The organism is Sphingomonas sp. URHD0057 (assembly GCF_000620665.1).
Taxonomy (GTDB): domain Bacteria; phylum Pseudomonadota; class Alphaproteobacteria; order Sphingomonadales; family Sphingomonadaceae; genus Sphingomicrobium.
Genome location: NZ_JIAU01000005.1, coordinates 646417 through 668663, shown reverse-complemented (window position 1 = coordinate 668663; position 22247 = coordinate 646417). Strand labels below are relative to the sequence as shown.

The following is a 22247-nucleotide window of genomic DNA, read 5'->3' as shown; positions in this document are numbered from 1 at the left end:
GTTCAAATGTGCAGGACCCGACCGTCGGCGGCAAGCACGGCCTCGTGCATCATCTCGCTCAAGGTCGGGTGCGGGAAGACGGTCTGGACGAAATCCTCGTCGATCAGCTCGGCGGTCTTGCCGACAGTGTAGCCCTGGATCAGCTCGGTGACTTCGGCGCCGATCATGTGCGCGCCGAGCAACTCGCCGGTCTTGGCGTCGAACACGGTCTTCACGAAGCCGTCGACCTCGCCGAGCGCAATCGCCTTGCCGTTGCCGATCGCCGGGAACTTGCCGACCTTGACCTGATAGCCGGCCTCCTTCGCCGCGGCCTCGGTCAGGCCGACGCTGGCGACCTGCGGGCGGCAGTAGGTACAGCCGGGGATGTTCTTCGGATCGGCGGCGTGGGGGTGGACGTCCTTGTTGCCGAGCTCCTGAGCAATTGCCTCCGCGGTCGTCACCGCCTCGTGCATTGCCTTGTGCGCGAGCCACGGCGGCGCGGTGACGTCGCCGATCGCCCATAGCCCGGGCACGTTGGTGCGGCCGTAGGGGTCGGTGTCGATATGGCCCTTGGTGGTTTTCACCGCGAGCGGCTCGAGCCCGATATTCTCGGTGTTGGGGGCGATCCCGACCGCGACGATCGCATGGCTGAAGCGATGCTCGACCGACTTGCCGTCGCTGGTCTTGATCGTGGCGGCGACGCCCTTGGCGTCGGTCTTCAGACTCTCGACGCCGGCGGATGTATGGATGACCAGCCCCTGCTTGGTCAGGCTCTTGGCGAGCTGAGCGCTGACCTCCGAGTCCTCGACGGGGACGATGCGGTCGAGCATCTCGACCACGGTCACCTTTGCGCCGAGATCGGCATAGAAGCTCGCGAACTCAATCCCGATCGCGCCCGAGCCGATAACGAGGAGCTCGGTCGGCATCTCGGCCGGAGTCATGGCGTGGCGGTAAGTCCAGATGCGCTTGCCGTCGGCCTTGGCGAACGGCAGGTCGCGGGCGCGTGCACCGGTCGCGATGATGATGTGCTTGGCCTGCAGCTCCGTCGCCTTACCGTCGACGGTGACGCTGAGCTTGCCCTTGCCGGTGAGCTTGCCCTCGCCCATCACTACCGTGATCTTGTTCTTCTTCATCAGGTGCGCGACGCCCTGATTGAGCTGCTTGGACACAGCCCGGCTGCGCGCGACCACCTTGGCAAGGTCAAACGACGGCTTGTCGTTGCTCAAGCCGTACGCTTCGGCGTGCTGGAGATAATTGTAGATCTCGGCCGAGCGCAGCAGCGCCTTGGTCGGAATGCAGCCCCAGTTGAGGCAGATCCCGCCCAACAGCTCGCGCTCGACGATCGCGGTCTTCAGGCCCAGCTGCGTGGCGCGGATCGCGGCGACATAGCCGCCGGGGCCCGAGCCGAGGACGATCAGGTCGTAAGTGTCAGCCATTTCTCACCTTCTTGGGCCCGAGTATTTCCGTACCAAGCCACCAGCCAATTGCAGCTCCAACTCCGACGAGCGCGCCAGGAGTAACTCCCCAGGTCGACAGATCCTGTCCGGATTCCGTCTCCAGCAGAGTCAAACCAAACAGCGACCACCCAACCACGGCGCCGATTGCTGCGCCGATGAGCGCGAGCGATGCCAGCCGAACAATGGAGCTTGCCGCGTACAGTCGTTCCGAGAGCCACACCATCAACGGCCGTGCGGCAAACACCGCGACCGCCACGACGGTCAGCCCGACCCAGAGCGCGTTTGCCGGCGGATTTTCGCAGCACGAGAGCGCGTTCGCTTGCTCATATTGGCTGGCGGCGTACGGCGTCGCGAGCAGCGCACAGAACAGCGCCAGCACGAAACCACGATTGGTTTCCCGGCCTGTCATTCCACCGGCCTCGGTTTGCCCGCTTGATCGAGCGCGACGAACGTGAATTCACCTTCCGCCACCACCGTTTCCGTGTCGCCGTCTCGCGTCCTTGCGATTGCTTCGGCCTTGAGCCGAAGCGACGTGCGGCCTTCTTTCAGCAAGTCGACATAGACGCTGAGCTCGTCGCCGACCGCCATCGCGCCGGGAAATTTGAGTCCGTCCGCGGCAACCAAGATCGCCTTGCCCTTGGTCCGCCGCGAGGCGAACGAACCGCAAGCAAGGCCCATCTGCCCCATCAGCCAGCCGCCGAACACGCCGCCATAAGGGTTGGTGTCGGCCGGCATCGCCGTGACTCGAATCAGGGGCGGGCGTTCGGACAAATCCCCGCTCAGTGGTTGTGCCAGTTGAAGAACATCCGAGCGCCGACGGCCGTGATCAGGAACACAGGAATCGAAAACAGAAACCCGCCGGCATTCGGACGGACGGTTCCCCAACTGGCCCAGGACTCCATCCAGGAACCCGACTGACTATCGATGACGGTCGGCAGGATGCCGCCGAGGATCGCACCCAGGATCAAGGCAGTCAGCCACTTCATCTCAGGCCAGCATTCCCAGTGGGTTTTCGACCAGGCGTTTGAACGCCTGCATCAGCCTGGCGCCGTCGGCACCGTCGATCGCGCGATGGTCGAAGCTGCCGGTCGCACTCATGATCGTCGCAATCTGGAGCGAGTCATTGATGACGTAGGGCCGCTTTTCGCCGGCGCCGATCGCCATGATCATGCCCTGGGGCGGATTGATCACCGCCTCGAACTGCTTGATCCCGAACATGCCCATATTCGACAGGCTCGCGGTGCCGCCCTGATATTGCTGCGGCTGGAGCTTGCCGTCGCGTGCGAGGCCCGCGAGATCCTTCATCTCGGTCGAGATGGCGGACACGCTCTTGGTGTCGGCATACGCGATGATCGGGGTAATCAGCCCGGCGGGGATCGACACCGCGACCGAAATGTCGGCGCGGCTGTACTTGAACATATGGTCGCCGGCGAAGGCGACGTTGCATTCGGGCACTTCGATCAGCGACTGGGCCAGTGCCTTGATCAAGAGGTCGTTGACGCTGAGCTTGATGCCGCGACTCTCGAGGCCCTTGTTGAGCTCGCCGCGGAGCTTGAGCAGCGCGTCGAGCTGGATGTCGACGGTCAGGTAGATGTGCGGAACCTGTTGCTTCGCCTCGGTCAGGCGGCGCGCGATGGTCTTGCGGATATTCGATAGCTTGACCTCTTCGTGCGGGATCGCCTGTTCCATCGGCCCCGGCACGACCAAATGGGTGCCAAGCGCCGGAGCAGCCGCGGCGGGTTGAGCAGCCGGAGCGGCAGCGGGCGCCTTGCCGACCGCAGCATCCACGTCGGCACGGACGATCCGTCCACCCGGGCCGCTGCCCTGCAGGCTCGACAGATCGATACTCTGCGCCTGAGCAAGCTTGCGGGCGAGCGGCGAAGCCTTGATCCGATCGCCCTCGGCGCGAGGCGCGGCCGCCGGTTGCGATGGCGCTACCGGAGTCTCGACGGGCGCCTGCGGCGGCGGGGCCGACTTGGGCGTCGCGTCGGCCTTCGGCTCCGGCACCTTGGGTGTAGGAGCGGGTGTATCGGGCTTCGGCGCGGCGGCAGCCGCGGCTGAAGCGTCCTCGCCCTCTCCCGCCATGATCGCGATCGGTGCGCCGACCTTCACTCCGTCGGTGCCTTCGGGCACCAGGATCTTGGCGATCTTGCCCTCGTCGACCGCTTCGAACTCCATCGTCGCCTTGTCGGTCTCGATCTCGGCGAGGATGTCGCCGGACTTCACCTCGTCGCCTTCCTTGACCAGCCATTTGGCGAGCGTGCCCTCCTCCATCGTCGGAGAAAGCGCGGGCATCTTGAGTTCGATCGGCATGACAAGCGTGTCCTGAAGAAGCCTGCGGTCCAAAGCCAATGCGGCGGTTGCGGTCAAGTGCGCGGTGAGCCGCTTGGCGGCCCGCTTGCGCTGAACGCCAGATTAACGCAGCAGTTGGTGCGGATGAGTAACGATCCTCAACGCACTTACCTGGTCGTCGTCGACGACAGCGCCGAAGCGCGCGTGGCGCTGCGCTTCGCGGCACGGCGCGCGGCCAAAACGAGCGGTCGGATCGAGGTGCTCGGCATCGTCGAGCCCCAGGACTTCGTGCAGTTCGGCGGCGTCCAGGCGGCGATCGAGGAGGAGCAGCGGCTGAGGATCGAAGGCGTGGTCAGCGCCGCGATCGGCGAGATCCTCGACGAATCGGGGGTCGAAGCCACGATCATCGTCCAGCAGGGCGAAGGCGTGCGTGCGGTACGCGACTATGTCGGCGAACGCCCGGACATCGCCGCGCTGGTGCTCGGCGCCGCCCCAAGCGGCAATCCGGGTCCGCTGGTCTCAAGCTTCTGCGGCACCGACGCAGGCAAGCTGCCGTGCCCGGTGATGCTGATTCCCGGATCGCTCGACGATGAGCGGCTGGAGCAACTGAGCTGACGGCACCGCCTACTGCCGTTCTCCGCCCGTCTGTGATAAGGATTACTCGAACGATCGGCTCGGGATCGTAACCCTGGGGGGACGGGATGCCGCGCATTGCCGCGTTCCTGATCTTTGCCTGCTGGATCGCGAGTGTGTCCGGCATCGCTTCGACGCAACCGATCGACCTGCCACGTTGCAATCCCAAGCAAGCTGAAATGGTTCTCCACGAGGGGGGATTCCCGGATTTCAGCGGCTGTCGCTGGAGCGACGCAGCCAAAGTGCTCGCCCGATACGACTACCGGGTAAGAGAGGTTGTCGACGAGTCGGTGACCGGGGTTCCTCAAGGCCTGGTCACGCGGCAATCGCAGGACGACGGAGTCGTCACGCTCAGCGTGTCGACCGGACGAGGCTATCCGCCGGCGCTCGCCATGCAGCTGTGCCCCGACGGAAGCCGGATCCCGGCGACGGAGACCTGCCCTGCGCCACCGATCATGGCGCCAGTCGTCGCTCCGGCCCCAGTCATCCCCGCGGCAGTCCAGCCGGCGCCGCCACCTCCGCCACCGCCCGCAGTAAATCATGATCCAACGCCGCCTGCCGATTCAGATTGCTACCAGTATCAGATGGCCATGTTCAGGCCGCCGCGGTTCACGATTTCCGCGCCGGCCGAGGTTCATGAAGGGGATTCGCTGACGCTCACCATCCATCGCGACGCCAAAGAGTGCCGCCCGCACAAGATCGGCCTGAGCTACGATCACGCCGAGTTGTTGGCCGAGCAGCCCACATCGATCGAGTTCCCTGCAAGCGCGCAACAAAATGCCGAGCAAACGGTCGCCATCGCGACGGCGAAGGGGCCGGCGGGCGACGGAGATCAGTCGGTTACGATCAGCCTCAAGACCGGCAAGGATGCGGCGGTCGGAGATCCTGGCTCAGTCACCGTCCGGATTCTCGATGCGCCGCCGGCGACCACGCCCGTGAGCACGGCCACGACGACGGCGACAACCTACGTGATCGTCGTGCCGGTGCGTGCGGAGCGTGGGCAAAGCCTTACATTCCGGGTCGACAAGACAGGCCCGACCTCCGTTTCGGAGCTTGATTACGATGTGCGCCAGGGGAACGAAGTCATTTCACCCGATGGCTTGCCGCATCCGCTACGCTTCGCTGCTGGCGAGATAAGCAAATCGCTCACGCTGACCGCCGATTTCTATTCGGTTTGCAGCCCGCCGCCGACATTGACACTCCACGACGGCTCAGGCCGGGACATCAGCGCCACTGCCTCGTTCTCAGTCCCGTCCCCAGATACTTGCGGCCCCGAAGTCCCGTGGTTGGCAATCGCCGCCGGCCTGCTCGGTCTCGGCGCGATCGCGTTCGCAATTCACACGATCTTCCCGCCGGTCCCGAAGCTCTATCCAAGCTGGGACATTGAAGCGGGCGCGCCCATCCCCCCGGCCAGCCTTCCCCGCATTCCCGGCTGGCCGAGATTTTCGACGCAGGTTGACCTCGAATGGGGCGGCGCGAGCGTACCGGAACCCTTGCCGATTGCGGAGACGAACGATGGATAGCCCAGCCAGCGTCACACTTGAGGAGCTACCGGACAGCGAAACCCTGGAGAAGGAAGCGCAGGCGATCCAGGACAAGCTCGCCGAAGGCGGGTCGCGTATCGCCAGGGTTCACTGGGGCCTTACACAGAAGACAGTTCTGAACGGACTCAAGGACTGCCTCGGCAAGATCGACCCGATCGAATGGATTGGCAAAGGGTGGGGTACCGCGATTGAAGTTCAGGAACTCGCGCGGCAAACGGCGGGCAAGCCCGACGCCGAGAAGGAGCTTCCGCTAGCGAAGCACAAATTTCCCGTCGTGCTCCATCCGATTGTCACGATCCATTGCGACCCCATCATGCTTCCGCCGCTTACGTTCACGCTGACGTTCGAAGCGAAGGTGGATAGCGCGGTGCTGATCATCCGCGGCGGCAGGCTGGCGGCGATCGAGGCCGCGAAGATGTCCGCTTCGGCCACCCTGAGCTACGACAAGCGGGAGTTGAAGAAGATAGAGCTCGACCCGGTCCCGCTCTGCCGCCCCTATGAATTCGCGAACGGGGGACTGGTCATCGCGACATCGCCGTAACGCTCAAAGCGCGGTCGCCAGAATCTCCGCCAACCGGACGCAGCCGGCCTCGTCTTCCTGCGTGAACCGGGCGGTCTTCGGGCTGTCGAGGTCGAGCACGGCGATGAGCTCGCCGTCCGCTCCCATGATCGGGACGACGAGTTCGCTGTTCGAAGCGCTGTCGCAGGCGATGTGGCCGGGAAAGGCGTGGACGTCTTCGATGCGCTGCACCTGGCGCGTCGCCGCTGCTACGCCGCAGACGCCGGTGCCGAACGGGATGCGGATGCATGCCGGCCGTCCCTGGAACGGGCCGAGGACCAGCTCCCCGCCAATGTTCCGATAAAAGCCGACCCAGTTGAGGTCGGGCAGGCTCTCCCAGATCAGCGCCGCGGCATTGGCCATGTTGGCGATCGCATCGGGCTCGCCCGCGACCAGGCCTTCGAGCGCCGAGGCGAGGTCGCAGTACAGGGTGGCGCGGTCGGCCGCTTCGATCCTGAAGTCGTACATCAGTCGAAATCCACCTTTCCGCGCGTGCGCTTGACCGCGCTTCGCTGCTTCTTCTTATCGACCCGCTCGGCCTTGGCCGCGCGGCTCGGCCGCGTCGCCTTGCGCTTGCGCGGCGCGATATGGGCGGCAGCGATCATTTCCGCCAGCCTGCGGCGCGCATCGGTGCGGTTTGCCTCCTGCGTGCGGAAGCGCCGCGCGGTGATCAACAGCTCACCCGCGCCCGTCATCCGGCTCCCAGCGATCGTCTTCAAGCGCTGATAGACGTCCGGGTGCAGGCCAAGTCGAAAGACGTCGGCGCGCAGCTGCACCGCGGTCGCGACCTTGTTGACATTCTGTCCGCCCGGGCCGGTCGCGGCGAGGAAGCTTTCGCTCAGCGCGTCGTCTGGCAGGATGACGTCCTCAGGCCGCATCGCGCCATTCGCCGAAGTAATCCGGAAGCGGCGCGCTCACGTCGATCGCGGGCTTGCCGCCGCGCGGCACTACCAGCCGCGAGGCATGGAGCATCATCGGACCGCCAGGGATGCCGTAAACCCGGTCGCCGATAATGCCGCGCCCAAACGCCTCGCGGGCGTGCACGCGGATCTGGTGCGTGCGGCCGGTCAGCGGCTGGAATTGCACCAGCGTCGCGCCGTCGCGAACGGCCAGCCGTTTCCACCGCGTCGCCGCCTCGAGCCCTTGAGGATCGTGCACCATGCGCCACCCGGCCTCGGCGCTCGAGACCTTGGCGAGAGGCGCGTCGATCAGGCCCTGGTCGTCGGCAAGCTCCATCCCCACGACGGCGATATAGTATTTTTCGACCGCCCGCGTCTCGAACGCCTGTTGGAAGCGAGCGCGCGCCTTGGCGGTGCGGGCGAACAGGAGGCAGCCGCTGGTGTCGGTGTCGAGCCGGTGCATCGGCGTCGGAGCTCGCACGAAACCGCAGCGAAGCTCCTCCAATCTGGACGCGATCGAATCGCCACCCCGCCGCGGCGGGTCGACCGGCAGGCCGGCCGGCTTGTCGAGCACGATCGCCTCGGCGTCGATGTAGAGGATGCGGTCCGCGAGTAGCATTTCAAGCCGAATGAACGAGCGCGCACGGGAGCGCAAACGTCGCGACTCCGGCGCCCTGACGGGTGCACCGCTGTGGATGCTTTTGTGACTCGATTGCAACCGGCCAAGGAAATCAGCGCGTTACACAATATTAACCTTTTCCCTTCAGACCTCGAATGGTTAATGAGGGCTTCAAGGCCGTTAAGGGCGGGTAACGCTTTCGGCCGCGAATGGGGGAACCAGCAATGCGCGTGCTGCTGATCGAAGACGAGCCGACGACCGCGAAGAGCATCGAGCTGATGCTGGGTAGCGAAGGCTTCAACGTCTATACGACGGATCTGGGCGAAGAGGGCCTCGATCTCGGCAAGCTCTACGATTACGACATCATCCTGCTCGACCTGAACCTGCCCGACATGCACGGCTATGACGTGCTCAAAAAGCTGCGCACGGCCAAAGTCGGAACCCCGGTTCTGATCCTGTCCGGCATCGGCGAGATGGATTCGAAGGTCCGCGCGCTGGGCTTCGGCGCCGACGATTACGTGACCAAGCCGTTCCACCGCGACGAGCTGGTCGCGCGCATCCACGCCATCGTCCGCCGCTCGAAGGGCCATTCGCAATCGGTCATCCGGACCGGCAAGCTGGCCGTGAACCTCGACGCCAAGACGGTCGAGGTCGACAGCGCCCGCGTGCATCTGACCGGCAAGGAATATGCGATGCTGGAGCTGCTGTCGCTCCGCAAGGGCACAACCCTGACCAAGGAGATGTTCTTGAACCATCTCTATGGCGGCATGGACGAGCCAGAATTGAAGATCATCGACGTCTTCATCTGCAAGCTGCGCAAAAAGCTGAGCCTGGCTTGCGGCGGCGCCAATTACATCGAGACCGTCTGGGGCCGCGGCTACGTGCTGCGCGATCCGGAAGAGGTCAGCGAGCCGGAGCCGCAGGCCGCCGTCGCTTAACGAATTTCAGCGGGGGAAAAGGGAAAGGCGGGACGCTTCGGCGCCCCGCCTTTTTTTTAGGCGTCGATCACCAGGCGGCCGCGGTCGCCGCGGGTGGGGAGGTTGAGGGGCGATGCGAGCGGCTGGTCCGTTTCGGCGATATCCGTCCGCCGCCAGCCGTCGCGGCCGAGGCGCTCGAGCGGATGGAAGCTGGTCTTGTAATCCATCCGCGGGGAGCCTTCGACCCAATAGCCTAGGTAGACATAAGGCAGGCCGGCGCGCGCGGCGCGGATGATGTGGTCGAGGATGATGTAGGTGCCGAGGCCCTTGCGCGCCTTGGGGCCGACATCGAAGAAGCTGTAGATCATGCTGAGCCCGTCGCTCTGCTGGTCGCTGAGGCATGCGCCGACCAGCTTGCCGGGCCGCCCGTCGACGCCCGGCTCGCGATATTCGATGACGTAGGTGCGGACCGGCGTCTGCTCGACCATGTCGGCAAAGTCGCTCTCGTCCATTTCCGCCATGCCGCCGCCCGGATGGCGCTCGGCGAGATAGCGGCGAAGCAGCGCATATTGCTCGTCGGTGGTCCACGGCTTGCACGCGCTGACCTCCAAGTCGGCGTGGCGGCGCATCAGCTTGCGCTGGCTCCCGGTCGGCTCGAACTCGGCGGCGAGCACCCGCACCGACACGCACGCCGAGCAATCGATGCAGCTGGGGCGATAGGCGACGGACTGGCTGCGGCGGAAGCCGATCCGGCCCAGCGCCTCGTTGAGCTCGCTCGAATGGCGTCCCGAAAGCTCGGTGAAGACCTTCCGCTCGACCTTGCCCGGCAGATACGGGCACGGGCTCGGGTTCGTCACGAAGAATTTCGGGAAGCGGAATGGTGCGCTCACCCGGACCCTCTCCCATGGTTAGGAAGCTCTTTATGCGGCTGGTAAACGCCGAAGAAAAGGGTTGAGGTGCAGGGAAGCGGCCGGAATTTTACCGATGTCCCGGTAAGAGACGGCCAAATGTCCCCGTTTGGGCGAAGACTCAGTCGAGCGAAGCGCGCTCGACGCGGAAGCCCGCCGCTTCGAGTCGCGTCACCACATCGTCGATCGCCTGCGGGTCGCGGGCCTCGCACTCGACCTCGATCATGGTGTCCTTGGCGGGAAGCCGGGTGAAGATCCGGCTGTGGTTGATTTCGATCACGTTGACCCCGGCTTCGAAGACCTTGGCCGTGATCGCCGCGAGCGCTCCGGGCTGATCGTGAGCCGCGACATGGAGCCGGGCGATGCGGCCTTGCCGGACGAGGTCGCGGACCAGCACATTGGCCAGCAAATGCGTGTCGATGTTGCCGCCGCACAGCATCGTCGCGACCTTCTTGCCCTTGAAGCGCCCGGGCTGCGCCAGCATCGCGGCGAGGCCCGCCGCGCCCGCGCCCTCGACCACCGTCTTTTCAATTCCGACCAGCATGGACACCGCGCGCTCGAGGTCCCGCTCGGAAACGAGGACGACATCGTCGGCGAGATCTTTCAGGATGCGCGAGGTGAGCTCGCCCGGCTGCTTCACGGCAATGCCTTCCGCAAGCGTGTCCCCGCCAAGCGGCAGATGGCAGCCTTCGATCGCGCATTTCATCGACGGATAGAGCTCCGCTTCGACGCCGATCAGCTCGATGTCGGGCTTCAGCGCGCGCGCGGCGATCGCCACGCCGGACATCAGCCCGCCGCCGCCGATGGGGATCGTGATGATATCCAGATCCGGCGCCGCGTCGAGCATCTCAAGACCGACGGTTCCGGCTCCGGCGATGATCTGCGGATCGTCGAACGCGTGGACGAACACATAGCCATTCTCGAGCGCGAGCTCGCGCGCCTTGGAAAAGGCATCGTCGACGATCTTGCCGTAAAGAACGACCTGCGCGCCGTGCCCGGCGGTCTGGGTGACCTTCACCGTCGGAGTCGACTCAGGCATGACGATCACGGCCGGAATGCCGAGCCGTTTGGCGTGATAGGCGACTGCCTGGGCGTGGTTGCCGGCGGACGCCGCAATCACTCCGCGCGCGCGATCTTCCGGCGGCAATTGCAGCAGTTTGTTGAGCGCGCCGCGTTCCTTGTAGGCGGCGGTGAACTGGAGGTTCTCGAACTTCAGCCAGACCTCCGCGCCGAGGATCTCGGACAGGGTCGTGCTGACCAACATCGGGGTCTTGATCACCGCGCCGTCGATGCGCTGGGCGGCTGCGCGAATGTCGTCGATGGTGGGCGGCTGCATCGGGGTCGTCTGGAGCATGGCGCGGCGAGGCCTAGCTCTTCATCGGCGCGCGAACAATGCTATGCGCCCGTAATGACCCGGACCGCTTTAGCGCTTTGCGCCCTGCTTCTCGCATCGGCGGCCAACGCCGTCACCATCGTCGAAAACATCAACGGCATTCAAATTGGCCCCGACGGCAAGCTGCAGCATTTCGGCAGCTTCATGATCGGCGACGACGGCCGGGTGACACAGGTGATGACCAATCCCACGCCCCGGATGAGCAAGTTCGACCGGATGATCAACGGCGAGGGTCGTACCGTGCTGCCCGGGCTGATCGACGCGCACGGCCATGTGATGGACCTCGGCTTCGCCGCATTGCGGATCGACGTCACCGGCACGCGGTCGATCGCCGAGCTGCAGCAACGGCTGCGCGATTATGCAGCCGCGCATCCCAACGACGCCTGGATCGTCGGCTTCGGCTGGAACCAGGAGCTATGGTCCGAAAAACGCTTTCCCACCTCCGCCGACCTCGACGCCGCGGTCAGCGACCGGCCGGTCGTGCTGGAGCGGGTCGACGGCCATGCGGTGGTTGCCAACCGCGCCGCGCTCAAGGCCGCCGGAGTCACCGCGGCGACGCAACCGCCGCCCGGAGGTGAAATCCACGACGGCGTCTTCGTCGATGCGGCGATGGCGCTGGTCAACAAAGCGGTGCCGAGGCCGACGCAACAGCAACAGGACCAGGCACTCGAGAAATCGCAGCAGATCCTGCTCGGCTTCGGAGTCACCGGTGTCGGGGCGATGAGCACCTCGGTCGACGACTGGAGCAGCTTCCGCCGCGCCGGCGAAACCGGCCGGCTCTACGTTCGCCTGATGAGCTATTTGTCCGGCACCGAATCGATGGCGGCGGTGCCGAAGCCGACCGGCTGGCTGTACGGCGACCAGCTCCGCGCGGTGGGGATCAAGCTGTTCGCCGACGGGGCGCTCGGCTCGCGCGGCGCGTGGCTCAAGCAGCCTTATGCCGACAAGCCCGACAGCCGGGGACTTCAGTTCCATTCGGACGCCGAGATGCTGACGCTCGCCGACACCGCGGCGGCAGGCGGGTTCCAGGTGGCAACGCACGCGATCGGCGATGCCGCCAACGCGCAGATCATCGGCGTGTACGAGCAGTTGTCGCACAAATACGGCCGCGACCGGCGCTGGCGGATCGAGCATTTCCAGATCGCCGATCCCGTCGACATTCCGCGCCTCGCGCCGGCCGGGATCATCGCCTCGATGCAGCCGACGCACCAGACCAGCGACCGGCTGATGGCGGAAGCGCGGCTCGGGCCGAACCGGCTGGCGGGCGCGTACGCGTGGCAGACGGTGTTGACGAGCGGCGCGCGCCTCGCGTTCGGATCGGACTTCCCGGTCGAATCGCCCAACCCCTTCCCCGGCCTCGCCGCGGGAATCAGCCGGCAGGACGTGAACGGCCAGCCGCCTGGCGGATGGATTCCCAGCGAGCGGCTGAGTCTCGCACAGGCGCTCGACGCATTCACCCGGGGCGCCGCCTATGCCGGGTTCGCCGAGGACAAGATCGGTGCGCTCGAGCCCGGCAAATGGGCCGACTTCATCATCGTCGACCGCGACCCGACCAAGGTCGACGCGCAGAGCCTCGCGCAGACGCAGGTGCTCGAGACCTGGGTCGGCGGCAAGAAGGTATGGGAACGCGCGCCTAGCGCTTCGGCGACTGAGCGCGGGAAATGAGCATCGACGGGGTGAGCACCTGCGGCAGCTCCTCCGGCTGCTTCCCGGGCGCAAACCAAAGGTAATAAGGCACCCCCGCGCGGCCGCGGCTTTCGAGGAAGCGCGTGATCGCGGGGTCGCCGTCGGTCCAGTCGCCAGCAAGCACCGTCACGCCGCCGTTCTTGAACGCCTCGCGGACCTCGGCGCGGTCGATTGCCCCCACTTCATTCACCTTGCACGTCAAGCACCAATCGGCGGTGAAATAGACGAAGACGGGATGGCCTTGCTGTAGATTGCTCGCAACCCGTGCCTCGCTCCAGGTTTCCGCGCCGGACTCACCGCGAACTGCCGAGGAATGCCGCTGCGGTGTCACCGCGAAAAGCAGGCCGGCAAGGGCCAGCGCGGCCGGCACCGCCCAAAACACGCTTGCGCCGTCGCGCTGCCGCTGGCCGACGCCGAATAGCAGCAGACACAGACCCAGCGTTCCCGCCAATCCCAGTAGCAGCGCGTTGGTCCCGCCCTGCCGATCGAGGAGCCACAGCGCCGCGACCGCGCTCGCCGCCATCGGAATGGCAAGGAAGCGCTGCAACCGCTTCATCCATGCGCCCGGTTTCGGCAGGCGCGCGCGCAGCGCGGGAACGAAGGCGACGATCAGGAACGGGATCGCGAGGCCGAAGCCGAGCGCGGCGAAGACCAGGACCGACCCAGCCACCGGCAGTAATAGCGCGGTCCCGAGCGCCGCGCCCAGGAACGGACTGGCGCAAGGGGTGGCGACGAACGCCGCGAGCGCGCCCGTGGCGAAACCGCCCGCCGGCCGCGCTCGTCCGCCGAGCACCGGCAGCTCGAACAGACCGAGCAAATTCGCGGTGATCGCGACCGCCAGCAGCAGCAGCAGCACGATGGTCCGCGGGTCCTGCAGCTGGAATGCCCAGCCGGCCTCGGCACCGGCGGCGCGGATCGCGAGCAGCACCGCGCCGAGCCCGCCTGTCCCGACCACGGCGCCGGCCGTGTAAGCGAGCGCATCGCGCCGCGCTTCCGAAGCGCTGGCGCCGGCGCGCGAGAGGTGCAGCGCCTTCAACGCGAGGATCGGGAACACGCACGGCATCAGGTTCAGAAGGATCCCGCCGGCGATGGCGCCGAGAAGCGCCCACCACATCGCGCTCCAGCCCAATTGCCCGACCGGCGAGCCGCTGGCCGGAACCGCGCCCGGAACGGCGTGAAACTCAAGCCCGCGCCCGCCTCCGATCGCCACCACGCCGGCGAAGTCCTTGAGCGCCGCGTCCTTCCTGGCCAGCTCCGCGATCAGCAGATCGCCGCTGCGGCTGAAGGCTTGCTTCGCCTCATAATCGACAATCCCGTCGGCTTCCGGGAACAGATAGGGCCGGTCGACCGTCACGCTGGCCGGGAGCGGGATCGCAACCCGCAGCTTGTCCCCCGCCACCGCAAAATGCCCGACGGTCGCCAGCGGCCGCGGCAAGGCTTTGCGCCATTCGTCGAACTGCGCGCGGTTGGCCGCGCCGGTCCCAATCGGAAGGTCGAGCGCGAGCTCGCCGTCCTCGGGCACGCAGATCCGGTCGGTGCAGGCCAGCCAATGCGCCTCGGCGCGGATCGGCACGGTGCCACGGGCGTTCGCCGGCACCCTGAGCCGCACGAGCACCGCATAATCGCGTTCGTAAACGTAGTTCATGAGGTCGGCGACGGTCAGGCGTGACGGGACCGGGTAGCGCAGCGGTCCCGCCGTGACACCAGGCGGAAGGTGCCACGTGACCTCCATCGGCAAACCCGCCTCGCCGGGATTGAGCCAATAGCCATGCCAGCCCGGATTGGTGCGCATGTGGATCGCGAGGTCGACTTCGCCGCCGGCCGGCGCCGAGCCTTCGGCAACGAGCTCGGGCTCGATCCCGCGCGACTGCGCCGCCGCAGGCAACAGCAGCAAGGCGATTAGAACCAAAAACCGGCGAAGCATCACTAAGCGGCTAGATGGTTGCTGGCACCCAGTCGAGACTGATAGGTTACGCCGGCGAAACAGGGAGAGTCGCCATGCGTGCCGTTTCCGTCGCTTCAATCGGCCTCGCTTTGACCGCCATTCCGGCAACGGCGTGGGCGATGTCCAGCGGCGGCGGAGGAGGGGGCGGCGGGTCTTCGTCGGTGCCGAGCATGTCGGCGTCCGGGTTCGATCCGGCCGAAGAATATCGCAAGGGCGTCGACGCGCTGAAGGCTCAGAAATATTCGGATGCCAAGTCGTCCTTCCACAAAGTGCTCGACGTCGCGCCGCGCGATGGAGCCACGAATTTCCTCGCCGGAATGGCCGATGCCGGCCTCAACGATCTCAAAGCCGCCCAGAAGCATTACGAGCGCGCCGTCAAAGCCGACGGCAAGATGATCCCGGCGCACCAGGAGCTGGCGACGACCTACGCCAAGCTCGGGCAGATGGACAAAGCGCGGGGCGAGCTTGCCGAGCTGCAGAAGCTCGACCAGGCATGCGCCGGCACCTGCCCGGACGCGCAGACGATCAAGGACGCGATCGCCGCGGTGCAGGCCGCGCTCGGGGCACCGACACAGGCCAGCCTGCGCACCGATCCCCCATTGCTGTTCGCCAGCGCCGAAGCGGGCGATTCGGCCTATCTCGACGCCGTCGGCCTCATCAACGAAGGCAGATACGGCCAGGCGATCGACGCGCTCGACCGCGCCAAGGCGAGCTTCGGAGCGCATCCCGACATCCTCACCTATCTCGGCTTCGCCAACCGCAAGCTTCACCATTATGCAGTTGCGGAGAGCTATTACCGCGACGCCCTCGCCGCCGCCCCGCATCATCGCGGAGCGACCGAATATTATGGCGAGCTGATGGTCGAGCGCGGCAATCTCACCGGCGCCAAAGTGATGCTGGCGCGGCTCGACAGCTGGTGCACCTTCGGTTGCGCCGAGGCCGATGAACTGAGGCGATGGATCGCGGCCAAAGGCAAGCCTGCCTCCTAGTCTCCGCTGCTGCGCTCCTGATCGGGGCGGCCGTCAGCCCGCAACTCCCCATCCGGGACGCGCGCTGGCTGCAGTCGCCGGACGTCGTCGCCGATCTCACGCAACAGCCCGCCGAATGCCTCGCCTGGCCGAGGGAGCCGCGTCTGCGCCGCGAGGTCGCGATCGGACGCGCGCTGTTCCGCTCGCCGCTCCTCCTCGGCGGACAGGCGGCTCGCGTCGGGCTGTCGTGCGCCAGCTGCCACCGCAACGGCCGGACCAACCCGCACTTCCATTTTCCCGGCGTGTCGGGCGCACCGGGAACCGCGGACGTCACCGCGTCGATCATGAGCGAAAAGCGCGGCGACGACGTGTTCAATCCCAAGCCGATCCCTGATCTTGGCGGCGACCCCCACAAGCTGAAGGTCAAGGGAACGGCACAGCTTCGGGGCTTTATACATGGCCTGATCGTCGAGGAGTTCACCGGGCCCGAGCCGTCGTCCGCTGCGCTCGATTCCGTGGTCGCCTACGTGACCGCGCTCTCGCCGAAGGCGTGCGCGGGCGGCCCGGTGCGGGTCACGCTGGCGGCGAAGCTCGACGGCATCGATTCCGCGGTGACCCTCGCCAAGGGCGCTTATATGGCCGGCGACGAGGCAACCGGGCGCGCATTGCTCGCGGCGGCGCGGTCGGGCCTCGGCTCGATCGATGAGCGATTCCAAGTCGCCGGGCTGGACCAGGCGAGAGCGCAATTGCGCGAGGCCGATGCGGAATTATTCCGGCTTCAGGAAGGCGGAACGGACTGGGCCGGGTGGGATCGTGGTTGGCCGCGGCGCGAGCGTGTGTTGCGCGCGCGCGAAAATCGGTCGCTGTTCAATCCGGAAGTGCTCAAGCGGCAGCTTTAGTCGAGGTTGGGCCGCAGCCAGCGTTCCGCGCATTCGACCGTGACACTACGCCGCGCCGCATAATCCTGCAGCTGGTCTCGGCCGATCCGCGCCACCCCGAAATACTGACTGTCGCGGTGCCCGAAGTAGAAGCCCGAGACCGCCGACGTCGGCAGCATCGCGAAATTCTCGGTCAGCGTGACCTCGCCGGGATGGCCGCCGAGCATGTCGAACAGGACCGGCTTCAGGCTGTGATCGGGACAGGCCGGATAGCCGGGCGCCGGTCTGATCCCGTCATATTTCTCGCGGATCAGCTGCGCGTTGGACAAATGCTCGTCGGCATAGCCCCATAGCCGGTTGCGGACCTGGGCGTGCAGCACCTCGGCGAAGCTCTCGGCGAGCCGGTCGGCAAGCGCCTTGAGCAGAATGTCATCATAGTCGTCGACCGTCTGCTTGAATCGCTCGAGATGAGGTTCGAGCCCGTGGATCCCGACCGCGAAGCCGCCGATCCAGTCTTCGCCTTCGGGGTTGATGAAGTCGGCCAGGCACATGTTGTGCCGTCCCTCGCGCTTCTTCACCTGCTGGCGGAGGAAAGACAGCCGGGTCCAGTCGTTGCCCGCGAGCACGCACACATCATCGCCTTCACGCTTGCAGCGCCAGAATCCTACGGTCGCCTTGGGCGTGACCCAGCGCTCCGCGATGACCTGGTCGAGCATCGCCTGAGCGTCGGCGAACAGGCTCGTGGCGCTCTCGCCGACCACGGGATCAGCGAGGATCGCGGGGTAGGTTCCGGCGAGCTCCCAGGCGCGGAAGAACGGAGTCCAGTCGATCGAGGCCTTGAGGTCCTTGAGCGGCCAGTCGCCGAAGTGGTGAAGCCCGGGATATTGCGGGGGCCTGGCCTGTCCCGACGGGTCGAAGAGGAAGGCATTGGCGCGGGCTTCCTCGAGCGTGGCGAGCTCGCTGTGGCCGCTGCGCTCGCGCGTCTTGCGAAGCTTGTCGTAGTCCTCGGCAGTCGACGCGATCAGCGGTTCGCGCTGTGTGTCCGAGACCAGCGACGAAGCGACTCCGACGGCGCGGCTGGCATCGAGCACGTGAATGACGGGGCCGGTGTAGGCTGGATCGATCCGAAGCGCGGTATGCGCCTTGCTCGTCGTGGCGCCGCCGATGAGGAGCGGGGTCTTGAGCCCGAGCCGCTGCATCTCTCCGGCGACCGTCACCATCTCGTCGAGCGACGGCGTAATCAGTCCCGACAAGCCGATCATGTCGGCCTGGTTGTCATTGGCGCACTTCAAGATGTCCTGCCACGGCACCATCACGCCGAGGTCGATCACTTCGAAGCCGTTGCACTGCAGGACCACGCCGACGATGTTTTTGCCGATGTCGTGAACATCGCCCTTGACGGTTGCCATTACGACCCGGCCCTTGCCCTTGGTCGCGCCGGTCCGCTCCTTTTCGGCTTCGATGAAGGGGATGAGGTGGGCCACCGCCTTTTTCATCACTCGCGCCGATTTGACGACCTGCGGCAGGAACATTTTTCCGCTCCCGAACAGGTCGCCGACGATGTTCATACCGTCCATCAGCGGGCCTTCGATGACCTCGATCGGTCGCGCGAATTGCTGCCGCGCCTCCTCGGTGTCGTCGACGATATTCGCGTCGATGCCTTTGACGAGTGCATAGCTTAGCCGTTCCGTGACCGGCAGCGCGCGCCATTCCGCCAGCTTCTTTTCCTCGACGAGGTCGATGCCCTTGAACCGCTCGGCAAGGTTGACCAGGCGCTCGGTGGCATCGTCACGACGGTCGAACACGACGTCCTCGCACGCCTCGCGCAGCTCGGGATCGATGGCATCGTACACGTCGAGCTGGCCGGCGTTGACGATGCCCATGTCCATGCCGGCGGGAATGGCATGGTAGAGGAATACGCTGTGCATCGCGCGGCGCACCGGCTCGTTGCCGCGAAACGAGAAGCTGAGGTTCGACAAGCCGCCCGAGATGTGGGTGCCCGGACAGCGCAGGCGGATTTCGCGCGCCGCCTCGATGAAGTCGAGCGCGTAACGGCGGTGCTCGTCGATCCCGGTCGCCACCGCGAAGATGTTCGGGTCGAAGATGATGTCGTTGGGGTCCGTGCCGTCGCCGGTCAGCAGCACATAGGCCCGCTCGCAGATCGAGACCTTGCGCTCGGCCGTGTCGGCCTGACCGACCTCGTCGAACGCCATCACCACGACTGCGGCGCCATACGCGCGGCACTTGCGCGCGAGGTCGAGGAACGGCCCCTCGCCTTCCTTCATCGAGATCGAATTGACGATCGGCTTGCCCGACACGCATTTGAGGCCGGCTTCGATCACGCTCCATTTCGAGCTGTCGACCATCACCGGAACGCGGGCAATGTCCGGCTCGGCGGCGATCCGCTTGAGAAAGATCGTCATCGCCTGCTCCGAATCGAGCAAAGCCTCGTCCATGTTGACGTCGATGATCTGCGCGCCGTTCTCCACCTGGTCGCGCGCGACCTCGACCGCGGCATCATAGTCGCCGGCGAGGATCAGCTTCTTGAAACGGGCCGAGCCGGTGACGTTGCAGCGCTCGCCGATGTTGACGAACCGCGCGCCCGCTCCTGCCTGCTCGACCTTGGTCAGCTCCATCTCACGCGGCGATCAGCATCGGCTCGAGCCCGGCCAGCAACGTCCCTCGCGGTGCCGCCGGGACGGCGCGCGGCGTGCAATCGCGCGCCGCCCCGGCGATTGCGGCAATGTGTTGCGGGGTCGTCCCGCAGCAGCCGCCGACGGCGTTGACGAGGCCGCTATCGATCCACTCGCGGATCTGAGCCGCGGTTTCCTCGGCGGCCTCGTCATATTCGCCAAGATCGTTGGGAAGGCCGGCGTTCGGGTAGGCCATGACCAAAGTGTCTGCGACAGCCGATAGCGCCGCGAGATGCGGCCTCAGCTGTTCCGCTCCGAACGAGCAATTGAGCCCGATGGTCAGCGGCCGGGCGTGGCGTACGCTCGCCCAGAAGGCTTCGACCGTATGACCGGATAGATTACGGCCCGAAAGGTCGGTCAATGTCATTGAGATCATCAGCGGAAGCTCGCAGCCAAGCGCCTGTTCGGCCTCCAGCGCGGCCATGACCGCGGCTTTTGCGTTCAGCGTGTCAAAGATCGTCTCGATCAGGATGAAGTCGACGCCGCCTTCGACCAGCGCGTCGATCTGTTCGCGATAGACGCCTTTGACCTGGTCGAAATCGACTTCACGGAACGCTGGGTCGTTGACGTTGGGTGATAGCGACAGGGTCTTGTTGGTCGGTCCAAGCGCTCCCGCGACCCAGCGGCGCCTGCCGTCCGCCTTGGAGTAACGATCGGCGACTTCGCGCACGATCTGAGCGGAGGCGCGGTTGATGTCGGCGGCGAGGTGCTCGGCGGCATAGTCCGACTGGCTGATCGCATTGGCGTTGAAGGTGTTGGTCGCGAGGATCTCCGCGCCGGCGTCGGCGAATTGCTCGCAGATCGTGCGGATCAGCTCGGGCCGGGTGAGGTTGAGCAGATCGTTATTGCCGCGTTGGTCCTTCATCAGGTCGAGCCCAGCACAATAATCCGCGCTTTGCAGCCGCTCGGCCTGGACCATGGTGCCGTACGGCCCGTCCTTGATCAGGATGCGCTTGGCCGCTTCGGCGCGGAAGGTTTCGGACGGACTCATGCTTTGGCCCTCACGCCGAGCAGGTGGCAGATTGCGTAAGACAGCTCTGCCCGGTTGAGCGTGTAGAAATGGAAGTGCCGAACGCCGCCCGCGTAGAGCTGCCCTGCCAGCTCCGCTGCGACCGTCGCGGCGATCAGCTGGCGCGCGGCGGGCAGATCATCGAGGCCTTCGAACAAGCCGTTCAGCCAGTCGGGAATGTTCGCGCCGCAGGTTTGGGCAAAGCGGCGGGTCGTCGCGACGTTGGAGACCGGGAGGATGCCCGGCACGATCTCGGCTTCGATCCCCGCCGCCGCGGCCTCGTCGCGGAAACGGAAGAAGCAGTCGGCGGAGAAGAAAAATTGCGTGATCGCGCGATCCGCGCCGGCATCCACCTTGCGCTTCAGATTCTCGAGGTCGAACTGCCGCGTCGAGGAATCCGGGTGAACCTCTGGATAAGCCGCGACCGAGATGTCGAACGGAGCGACAGCCTTCAGCCCGGCAACCAGCTCGACCGCGTCGCGATAGCCTTCGGGATGCGGCTGGTACTTCGTGCCCGCCTCCGGCGGATCGCCGCGCAGCGCGACGATGTTGCGGACGCCGAGGTCCCAATAGTCTTTCGCGATCGCGTCGACTTCAGCGCGCGGCGCGGCGACACAGGTCAGATGCGCGGCCGGCGTGAGGCCCGTCTCCTTGAGGATCCGCTCGACCGTCGCGTGGGTGCGCTCGCGGGTCGATCCGCCGGCGCCGTAAGTGACCGAGACGAACCGCGGATGGAGGGGCGCAAGCGTCTGGATCGACGACCACAGGGTCTCGGCCATCGCGTCCGACTTGGGCGGGAAAAACTCGAAGCTGACCTGAACGTCGCCGCGCGCCTCGGCGAACAGCGGGTGATGGTGACGGAGCTGGTCAAGGGCGTTCACGCCGCCCGCCTTTGCCGTTCGGCCTGCTTGACTCCGCGCCACAGGGTCACGGTCAGCTCGCCGCCCCTGAGGTGCTGAATCTGGTCCATTTCGAGGCCCGCGGCGGCGAACCAGCCGGCCATCACCTCATCGTCGAAGCCGAGGCGGATATGGGCGTCGCGCTCGCGCAGCTCCTCGCGCTCGTGCGCCGCGAAATCGACCACCAGCAGCGTCCCGCCGGGCGCGAGCACCCGCGCCGCCTCGGCGATCGCGACCGCCGGAGAATGCGCATAGTGAAGCACCTGGTGAATGATCACGCTGTCGGCGCTCTCATCAGCGAGGGGCAGAGCGTACATGTCGCCCTGGCGGAGGCTCGACTGGATCCCCGCCGCCTCGAGCTTGACCCGCGCCAGCCGCAGCATCTCCGACGAGCGGTCGATCCCGATCGCCTGGCTGGCGCGCGGGGCGAACAGCTCGATCATCCGGCCGGTGCCGGTGCCGATATCAACCAGCCGGCCCAGCGGCCGTTTGCCGAGCGTGCGGCCGATCGCGGACTCGACGTCGCATTCGGCGACGTGGAGCGAACGGATCTGGTCCCACACCTCGGCATGATTGGTGAAATAGCGGTTGGCCGCCTCGGCGCGTTCGCCGCGAATGGTCTCGGTGCGCGCGGCGTCGGTGGCGAACAGGCTCTGGGTTGCGGCGTCGGCCCAGTCGTCGATCAGCGCGAACATCGGCGCGACACGATCGCCGTCCGCCAGCGTCAGGAATACCCAGCTGCCCTCCTTGCGCCGCTCCAGCACCCCGGCGTCGGAGAGGATCTTGAGGTGGCGCGACACCCGCGGCTGGCTTTGCCCAAGCACCTGGGCAAGCTCACCCACCGACAGCTCCATCCGCCGCAGCAAGGCGAGGATGCGCAGCCGCGTCGGGTCGGCAAGCGCCTGGAAGCGATCGGCGAGCGGAAGCGGGGCCATCACGCAGATAAGGATATAAAGATATCTTTATATC

General features: G+C 66.1%; 22 protein-coding genes. 7 read left to right on the top strand and 15 right to left on the bottom strand.

The features are described from left to right. Nucleotides 1–2 precede the first annotated feature (2 nt). From lpdA to N539_RS0103660, 5 genes are read right to left on the bottom strand one after another with little or no spacing between them, the layout of a single operon-like run. Nucleotides 3–1415: a dihydrolipoyl dehydrogenase gene (gene lpdA / locus N539_RS0103680; RefSeq protein ID WP_028969171.1), complete on the bottom strand. Its 1413-nt coding sequence runs from the start codon at nucleotides 1413–1415 to the stop codon at nucleotides 3–5. Next, the gene (locus N539_RS0103675; protein ID WP_156029736.1) at nucleotides 1408–1815 is read right to left on the bottom strand and encodes a hypothetical protein; all 408 of its coding nucleotides are present in this window, start codon (nucleotides 1813–1815) and stop codon (nucleotides 1408–1410) included. Before N539_RS0103675 ends, lpdA begins: the two co-directional genes overlap by 8 nt. 26 nt (nucleotides 1816–1841) lie before the next feature. Continuing rightward, nucleotides 1842–2171, bottom strand: coding sequence for an acyl-CoA thioesterase (locus tag N539_RS0103670; RefSeq protein WP_051531272.1), 330 nt, complete (start codon nucleotides 2169–2171; stop codon nucleotides 1842–1844). Nucleotides 2172–2215: 44 nt separating this feature from the next. Beyond that, nucleotides 2216–2422, bottom strand: coding sequence for a hypothetical protein (locus N539_RS17615; protein WP_028969168.1), 207 nt, complete (start codon nucleotides 2420–2422; stop codon nucleotides 2216–2218). A gap of 1 nt (nucleotide 2423) precedes the next feature. Continuing rightward, on the bottom strand, nucleotides 2424–3749 hold the full coding sequence (locus tag N539_RS0103660; protein WP_028969167.1) for a pyruvate dehydrogenase complex dihydrolipoamide acetyltransferase: 1326 nt from the start codon (nucleotides 3747–3749) through the stop codon (nucleotides 2424–2426). 123 nt (nucleotides 3750–3872) lie between these two features. Here N539_RS0103660 and N539_RS0103655 point away from each other — a divergent pair, with 123 nt between their 5' ends. The 3 genes from N539_RS0103655 to N539_RS0103645 all read left to right on the top strand — a co-directional run bounded on the left by N539_RS0103655 (nucleotide 3873) and on the right by N539_RS0103645 (nucleotide 6446). Then, nucleotides 3873–4343, top strand: coding sequence for a universal stress protein (locus tag N539_RS0103655; RefSeq protein WP_037551801.1), 471 nt, complete (start codon nucleotides 3873–3875; stop codon nucleotides 4341–4343). Between the two features lie 86 nt (nucleotides 4344–4429). Beyond that, nucleotides 4430–5884 (top strand): PASTA domain-containing protein, encoded by a 1455-nt coding sequence (locus tag N539_RS0103650; RefSeq protein ID WP_028969165.1) that lies wholly within the window; start codon nucleotides 4430–4432, stop codon nucleotides 5882–5884. Beyond that, a complete protein-coding gene (locus tag N539_RS0103645) occupies nucleotides 5877–6446 on the top strand; it encodes a hypothetical protein (RefSeq protein WP_028969164.1) in 570 nt (189 codons plus the stop codon). The genes N539_RS0103650 and N539_RS0103645 overlap by 8 nt, the downstream gene beginning before the upstream one ends. 3 nt (nucleotides 6447–6449) lie before the next feature. Here the strand turns inward: N539_RS0103645 and N539_RS0103640 are convergent, their stop codons facing one another. From N539_RS0103640 to N539_RS0103630, 3 genes are read right to left on the bottom strand one after another with little or no spacing between them, the layout of a single operon-like run. Further along, nucleotides 6450–6932, bottom strand: a complete 483-nt coding sequence (locus tag N539_RS0103640; protein WP_028969163.1) for a GAF domain-containing protein — start codon at nucleotides 6930–6932, stop codon at nucleotides 6450–6452. Further along, on the bottom strand, nucleotides 6932–7342 hold the full coding sequence (gene arfB, locus N539_RS0103635; RefSeq protein WP_028969162.1) for an alternative ribosome rescue aminoacyl-tRNA hydrolase ArfB: 411 nt from the start codon (nucleotides 7340–7342) through the stop codon (nucleotides 6932–6934). The genes N539_RS0103640 and arfB overlap by 1 nt, the downstream gene beginning before the upstream one ends. After that, the gene (locus tag N539_RS0103630; RefSeq protein ID WP_028969161.1) at nucleotides 7332–7982 is read right to left on the bottom strand and encodes an RluA family pseudouridine synthase; all 651 of its coding nucleotides are present in this window, start codon (nucleotides 7980–7982) and stop codon (nucleotides 7332–7334) included. The genes arfB and N539_RS0103630 overlap by 11 nt, the downstream gene beginning before the upstream one ends. Before the next feature lie 224 nt (nucleotides 7983–8206). Here N539_RS0103630 and ctrA point away from each other — a divergent pair, with 224 nt between their 5' ends. Beyond that, on the top strand, nucleotides 8207–8920 hold the full coding sequence (ctrA, locus tag N539_RS0103625) for a response regulator transcription factor CtrA (protein WP_028969160.1): 714 nt from the start codon (nucleotides 8207–8209) through the stop codon (nucleotides 8918–8920). Nucleotides 8921–8976: 56 nt separating this feature from the next. Here the strand turns inward: ctrA and N539_RS15270 are convergent, their stop codons facing one another. Together N539_RS15270 and N539_RS0103615 are read right to left on the bottom strand one after the other, a co-directional pair. Next, entirely contained in the window at nucleotides 8977–9789 is an 813-nt protein-coding gene (locus N539_RS15270; RefSeq protein ID WP_051531269.1) for an arginyltransferase, read from the bottom strand. A gap of 139 nt (nucleotides 9790–9928) precedes the next feature. Beyond that, nucleotides 9929–11161, bottom strand: coding sequence for a threonine ammonia-lyase (locus tag N539_RS0103615; protein WP_028969159.1), 1233 nt, complete (start codon nucleotides 11159–11161; stop codon nucleotides 9929–9931). Between the two features lie 54 nt (nucleotides 11162–11215). Between N539_RS0103615 and N539_RS0103610 the strand changes: the two genes are divergently transcribed. Then, nucleotides 11216–12865, top strand: coding sequence for an amidohydrolase (locus tag N539_RS0103610; RefSeq protein ID WP_028969158.1), 1650 nt, complete (start codon nucleotides 11216–11218; stop codon nucleotides 12863–12865). On the opposite strand, the gene N539_RS0103605 is transcribed toward N539_RS0103610, so the two are convergent. Beyond that, nucleotides 12834–14810 carry a protein-disulfide reductase DsbD family protein gene (locus tag N539_RS0103605; protein WP_037551798.1) on the bottom strand — a complete coding sequence of 659 codons (1977 nt, stop codon included), beginning with the start codon at nucleotides 14808–14810 and terminating at the stop codon, nucleotides 12834–12836. The genes N539_RS0103610 and N539_RS0103605 overlap by 32 nt on opposite strands. Nucleotides 14811–14884: 74 nt before the next feature. Between N539_RS0103605 and N539_RS17610 the strand changes: the two genes are divergently transcribed. After that, nucleotides 14885–15820 (top strand): tetratricopeptide repeat protein, encoded by a 936-nt coding sequence (locus N539_RS17610; RefSeq protein ID WP_197018324.1) that lies wholly within the window; start codon nucleotides 14885–14887, stop codon nucleotides 15818–15820. After that, nucleotides 15787–16698 carry a hypothetical protein gene (locus tag N539_RS0103590; RefSeq protein ID WP_028969156.1) on the top strand — a complete coding sequence of 304 codons (912 nt, stop codon included), beginning with the start codon at nucleotides 15787–15789 and terminating at the stop codon, nucleotides 16696–16698. Before N539_RS17610 ends, N539_RS0103590 begins: the two co-directional genes overlap by 34 nt. Here N539_RS0103590 and metH read toward each other — a convergent pair. From metH to N539_RS0103570, 4 genes are read right to left on the bottom strand one after another with little or no spacing between them, the layout of a single operon-like run. After that, on the bottom strand, nucleotides 16695–19313 hold the full coding sequence (gene metH, locus N539_RS0103585) for a methionine synthase (RefSeq protein ID WP_028969155.1): 2619 nt from the start codon (nucleotides 19311–19313) through the stop codon (nucleotides 16695–16697). The two genes, N539_RS0103590 and metH, sit on opposite strands and share 4 nt — an antisense overlap. Nucleotide 19314: 1 nt before the next feature. Further along, a complete protein-coding gene (locus tag N539_RS0103580; RefSeq protein WP_028969154.1) occupies nucleotides 19315–20361 on the bottom strand; it encodes a homocysteine S-methyltransferase family protein in 1047 nt (348 codons plus the stop codon). Next, nucleotides 20358–21260 (bottom strand): methylenetetrahydrofolate reductase [NAD(P)H], encoded by a 903-nt coding sequence (gene metF / locus N539_RS0103575; protein ID WP_028969153.1) that lies wholly within the window; start codon nucleotides 21258–21260, stop codon nucleotides 20358–20360. The genes N539_RS0103580 and metF overlap by 4 nt, the downstream gene beginning before the upstream one ends. After that, the gene (locus N539_RS0103570; protein WP_037551796.1) at nucleotides 21257–22213 is read right to left on the bottom strand and encodes an ArsR/SmtB family transcription factor; all 957 of its coding nucleotides are present in this window, start codon (nucleotides 22211–22213) and stop codon (nucleotides 21257–21259) included. The genes metF and N539_RS0103570 overlap by 4 nt, the downstream gene beginning before the upstream one ends. Nucleotides 22214–22247: the final 34 nt, after the last annotated feature.

Excerpts from the sequence above, each read along its gene's own strand:
- lpdA (WP_028969171.1), bottom strand. The coding sequence starts at position 1,415 with ATGGCTGACACTTACGACCTGATCGTCCTCGGCTCGGGCCCCGGCGGC.
- N539_RS0103670 (WP_051531272.1), bottom strand. The coding sequence starts at position 2,171 with ATGCCGGCCGACACCAACCCTTATGGCGGCGTGTTCGGCGGCTGGCTG.
- N539_RS17615 (WP_028969168.1), bottom strand. The coding sequence starts at position 2,422 with ATGAAGTGGCTGACTGCCTTGATCCTGGGTGCGATCCTCGGCGGCATC.
- N539_RS0103660 (WP_028969167.1), bottom strand. The coding sequence starts at position 3,749 with ATGCCGATCGAACTCAAGATGCCCGCGCTTTCTCCGACGATGGAGGAG.
- N539_RS0103655 (WP_037551801.1), top strand. The coding sequence starts at position 3,873 with ATGAGTAACGATCCTCAACGCACTTACCTGGTCGTCGTCGACGACAGC.
- N539_RS0103650 (WP_028969165.1), top strand. The coding sequence starts at position 4,430 with ATGCCGCGCATTGCCGCGTTCCTGATCTTTGCCTGCTGGATCGCGAGT.
- N539_RS0103645 (WP_028969164.1), top strand. The coding sequence starts at position 5,877 with ATGGATAGCCCAGCCAGCGTCACACTTGAGGAGCTACCGGACAGCGAA.
- N539_RS0103640 (WP_028969163.1), bottom strand. The coding sequence starts at position 6,932 with ATGTACGACTTCAGGATCGAAGCGGCCGACCGCGCCACCCTGTACTGC.
- arfB (WP_028969162.1), bottom strand. The coding sequence starts at position 7,342 with ATGCGGCCTGAGGACGTCATCCTGCCAGACGACGCGCTGAGCGAAAGC.
- N539_RS0103630 (WP_028969161.1), bottom strand. The coding sequence starts at position 7,982 with ATGCTACTCGCGGACCGCATCCTCTACATCGACGCCGAGGCGATCGTG.
- ctrA (WP_028969160.1), top strand. The coding sequence starts at position 8,207 with ATGCGCGTGCTGCTGATCGAAGACGAGCCGACGACCGCGAAGAGCATC.
- N539_RS0103615 (WP_028969159.1), bottom strand. The coding sequence starts at position 11,161 with ATGCTCCAGACGACCCCGATGCAGCCGCCCACCATCGACGACATTCGC.
- N539_RS0103610 (WP_028969158.1), top strand. The coding sequence starts at position 11,216 with ATGACCCGGACCGCTTTAGCGCTTTGCGCCCTGCTTCTCGCATCGGCG.
- N539_RS0103605 (WP_037551798.1), bottom strand. The coding sequence starts at position 14,810 with ATGCTTCGCCGGTTTTTGGTTCTAATCGCCTTGCTGCTGTTGCCTGCG.
- N539_RS17610 (WP_197018324.1), top strand. The coding sequence starts at position 14,885 with ATGCGTGCCGTTTCCGTCGCTTCAATCGGCCTCGCTTTGACCGCCATT.
- N539_RS0103590 (WP_028969156.1), top strand. The coding sequence starts at position 15,787 with ATGGATCGCGGCCAAAGGCAAGCCTGCCTCCTAGTCTCCGCTGCTGCG.
- metH (WP_028969155.1), bottom strand. The coding sequence starts at position 19,313 with ATGGAGCTGACCAAGGTCGAGCAGGCAGGAGCGGGCGCGCGGTTCGTC.
- N539_RS0103580 (WP_028969154.1), bottom strand. The coding sequence starts at position 20,361 with ATGAGTCCGTCCGAAACCTTCCGCGCCGAAGCGGCCAAGCGCATCCTG.
- N539_RS0103570 (WP_037551796.1), bottom strand. The coding sequence starts at position 22,213 with ATGGCCCCGCTTCCGCTCGCCGATCGCTTCCAGGCGCTTGCCGACCCG.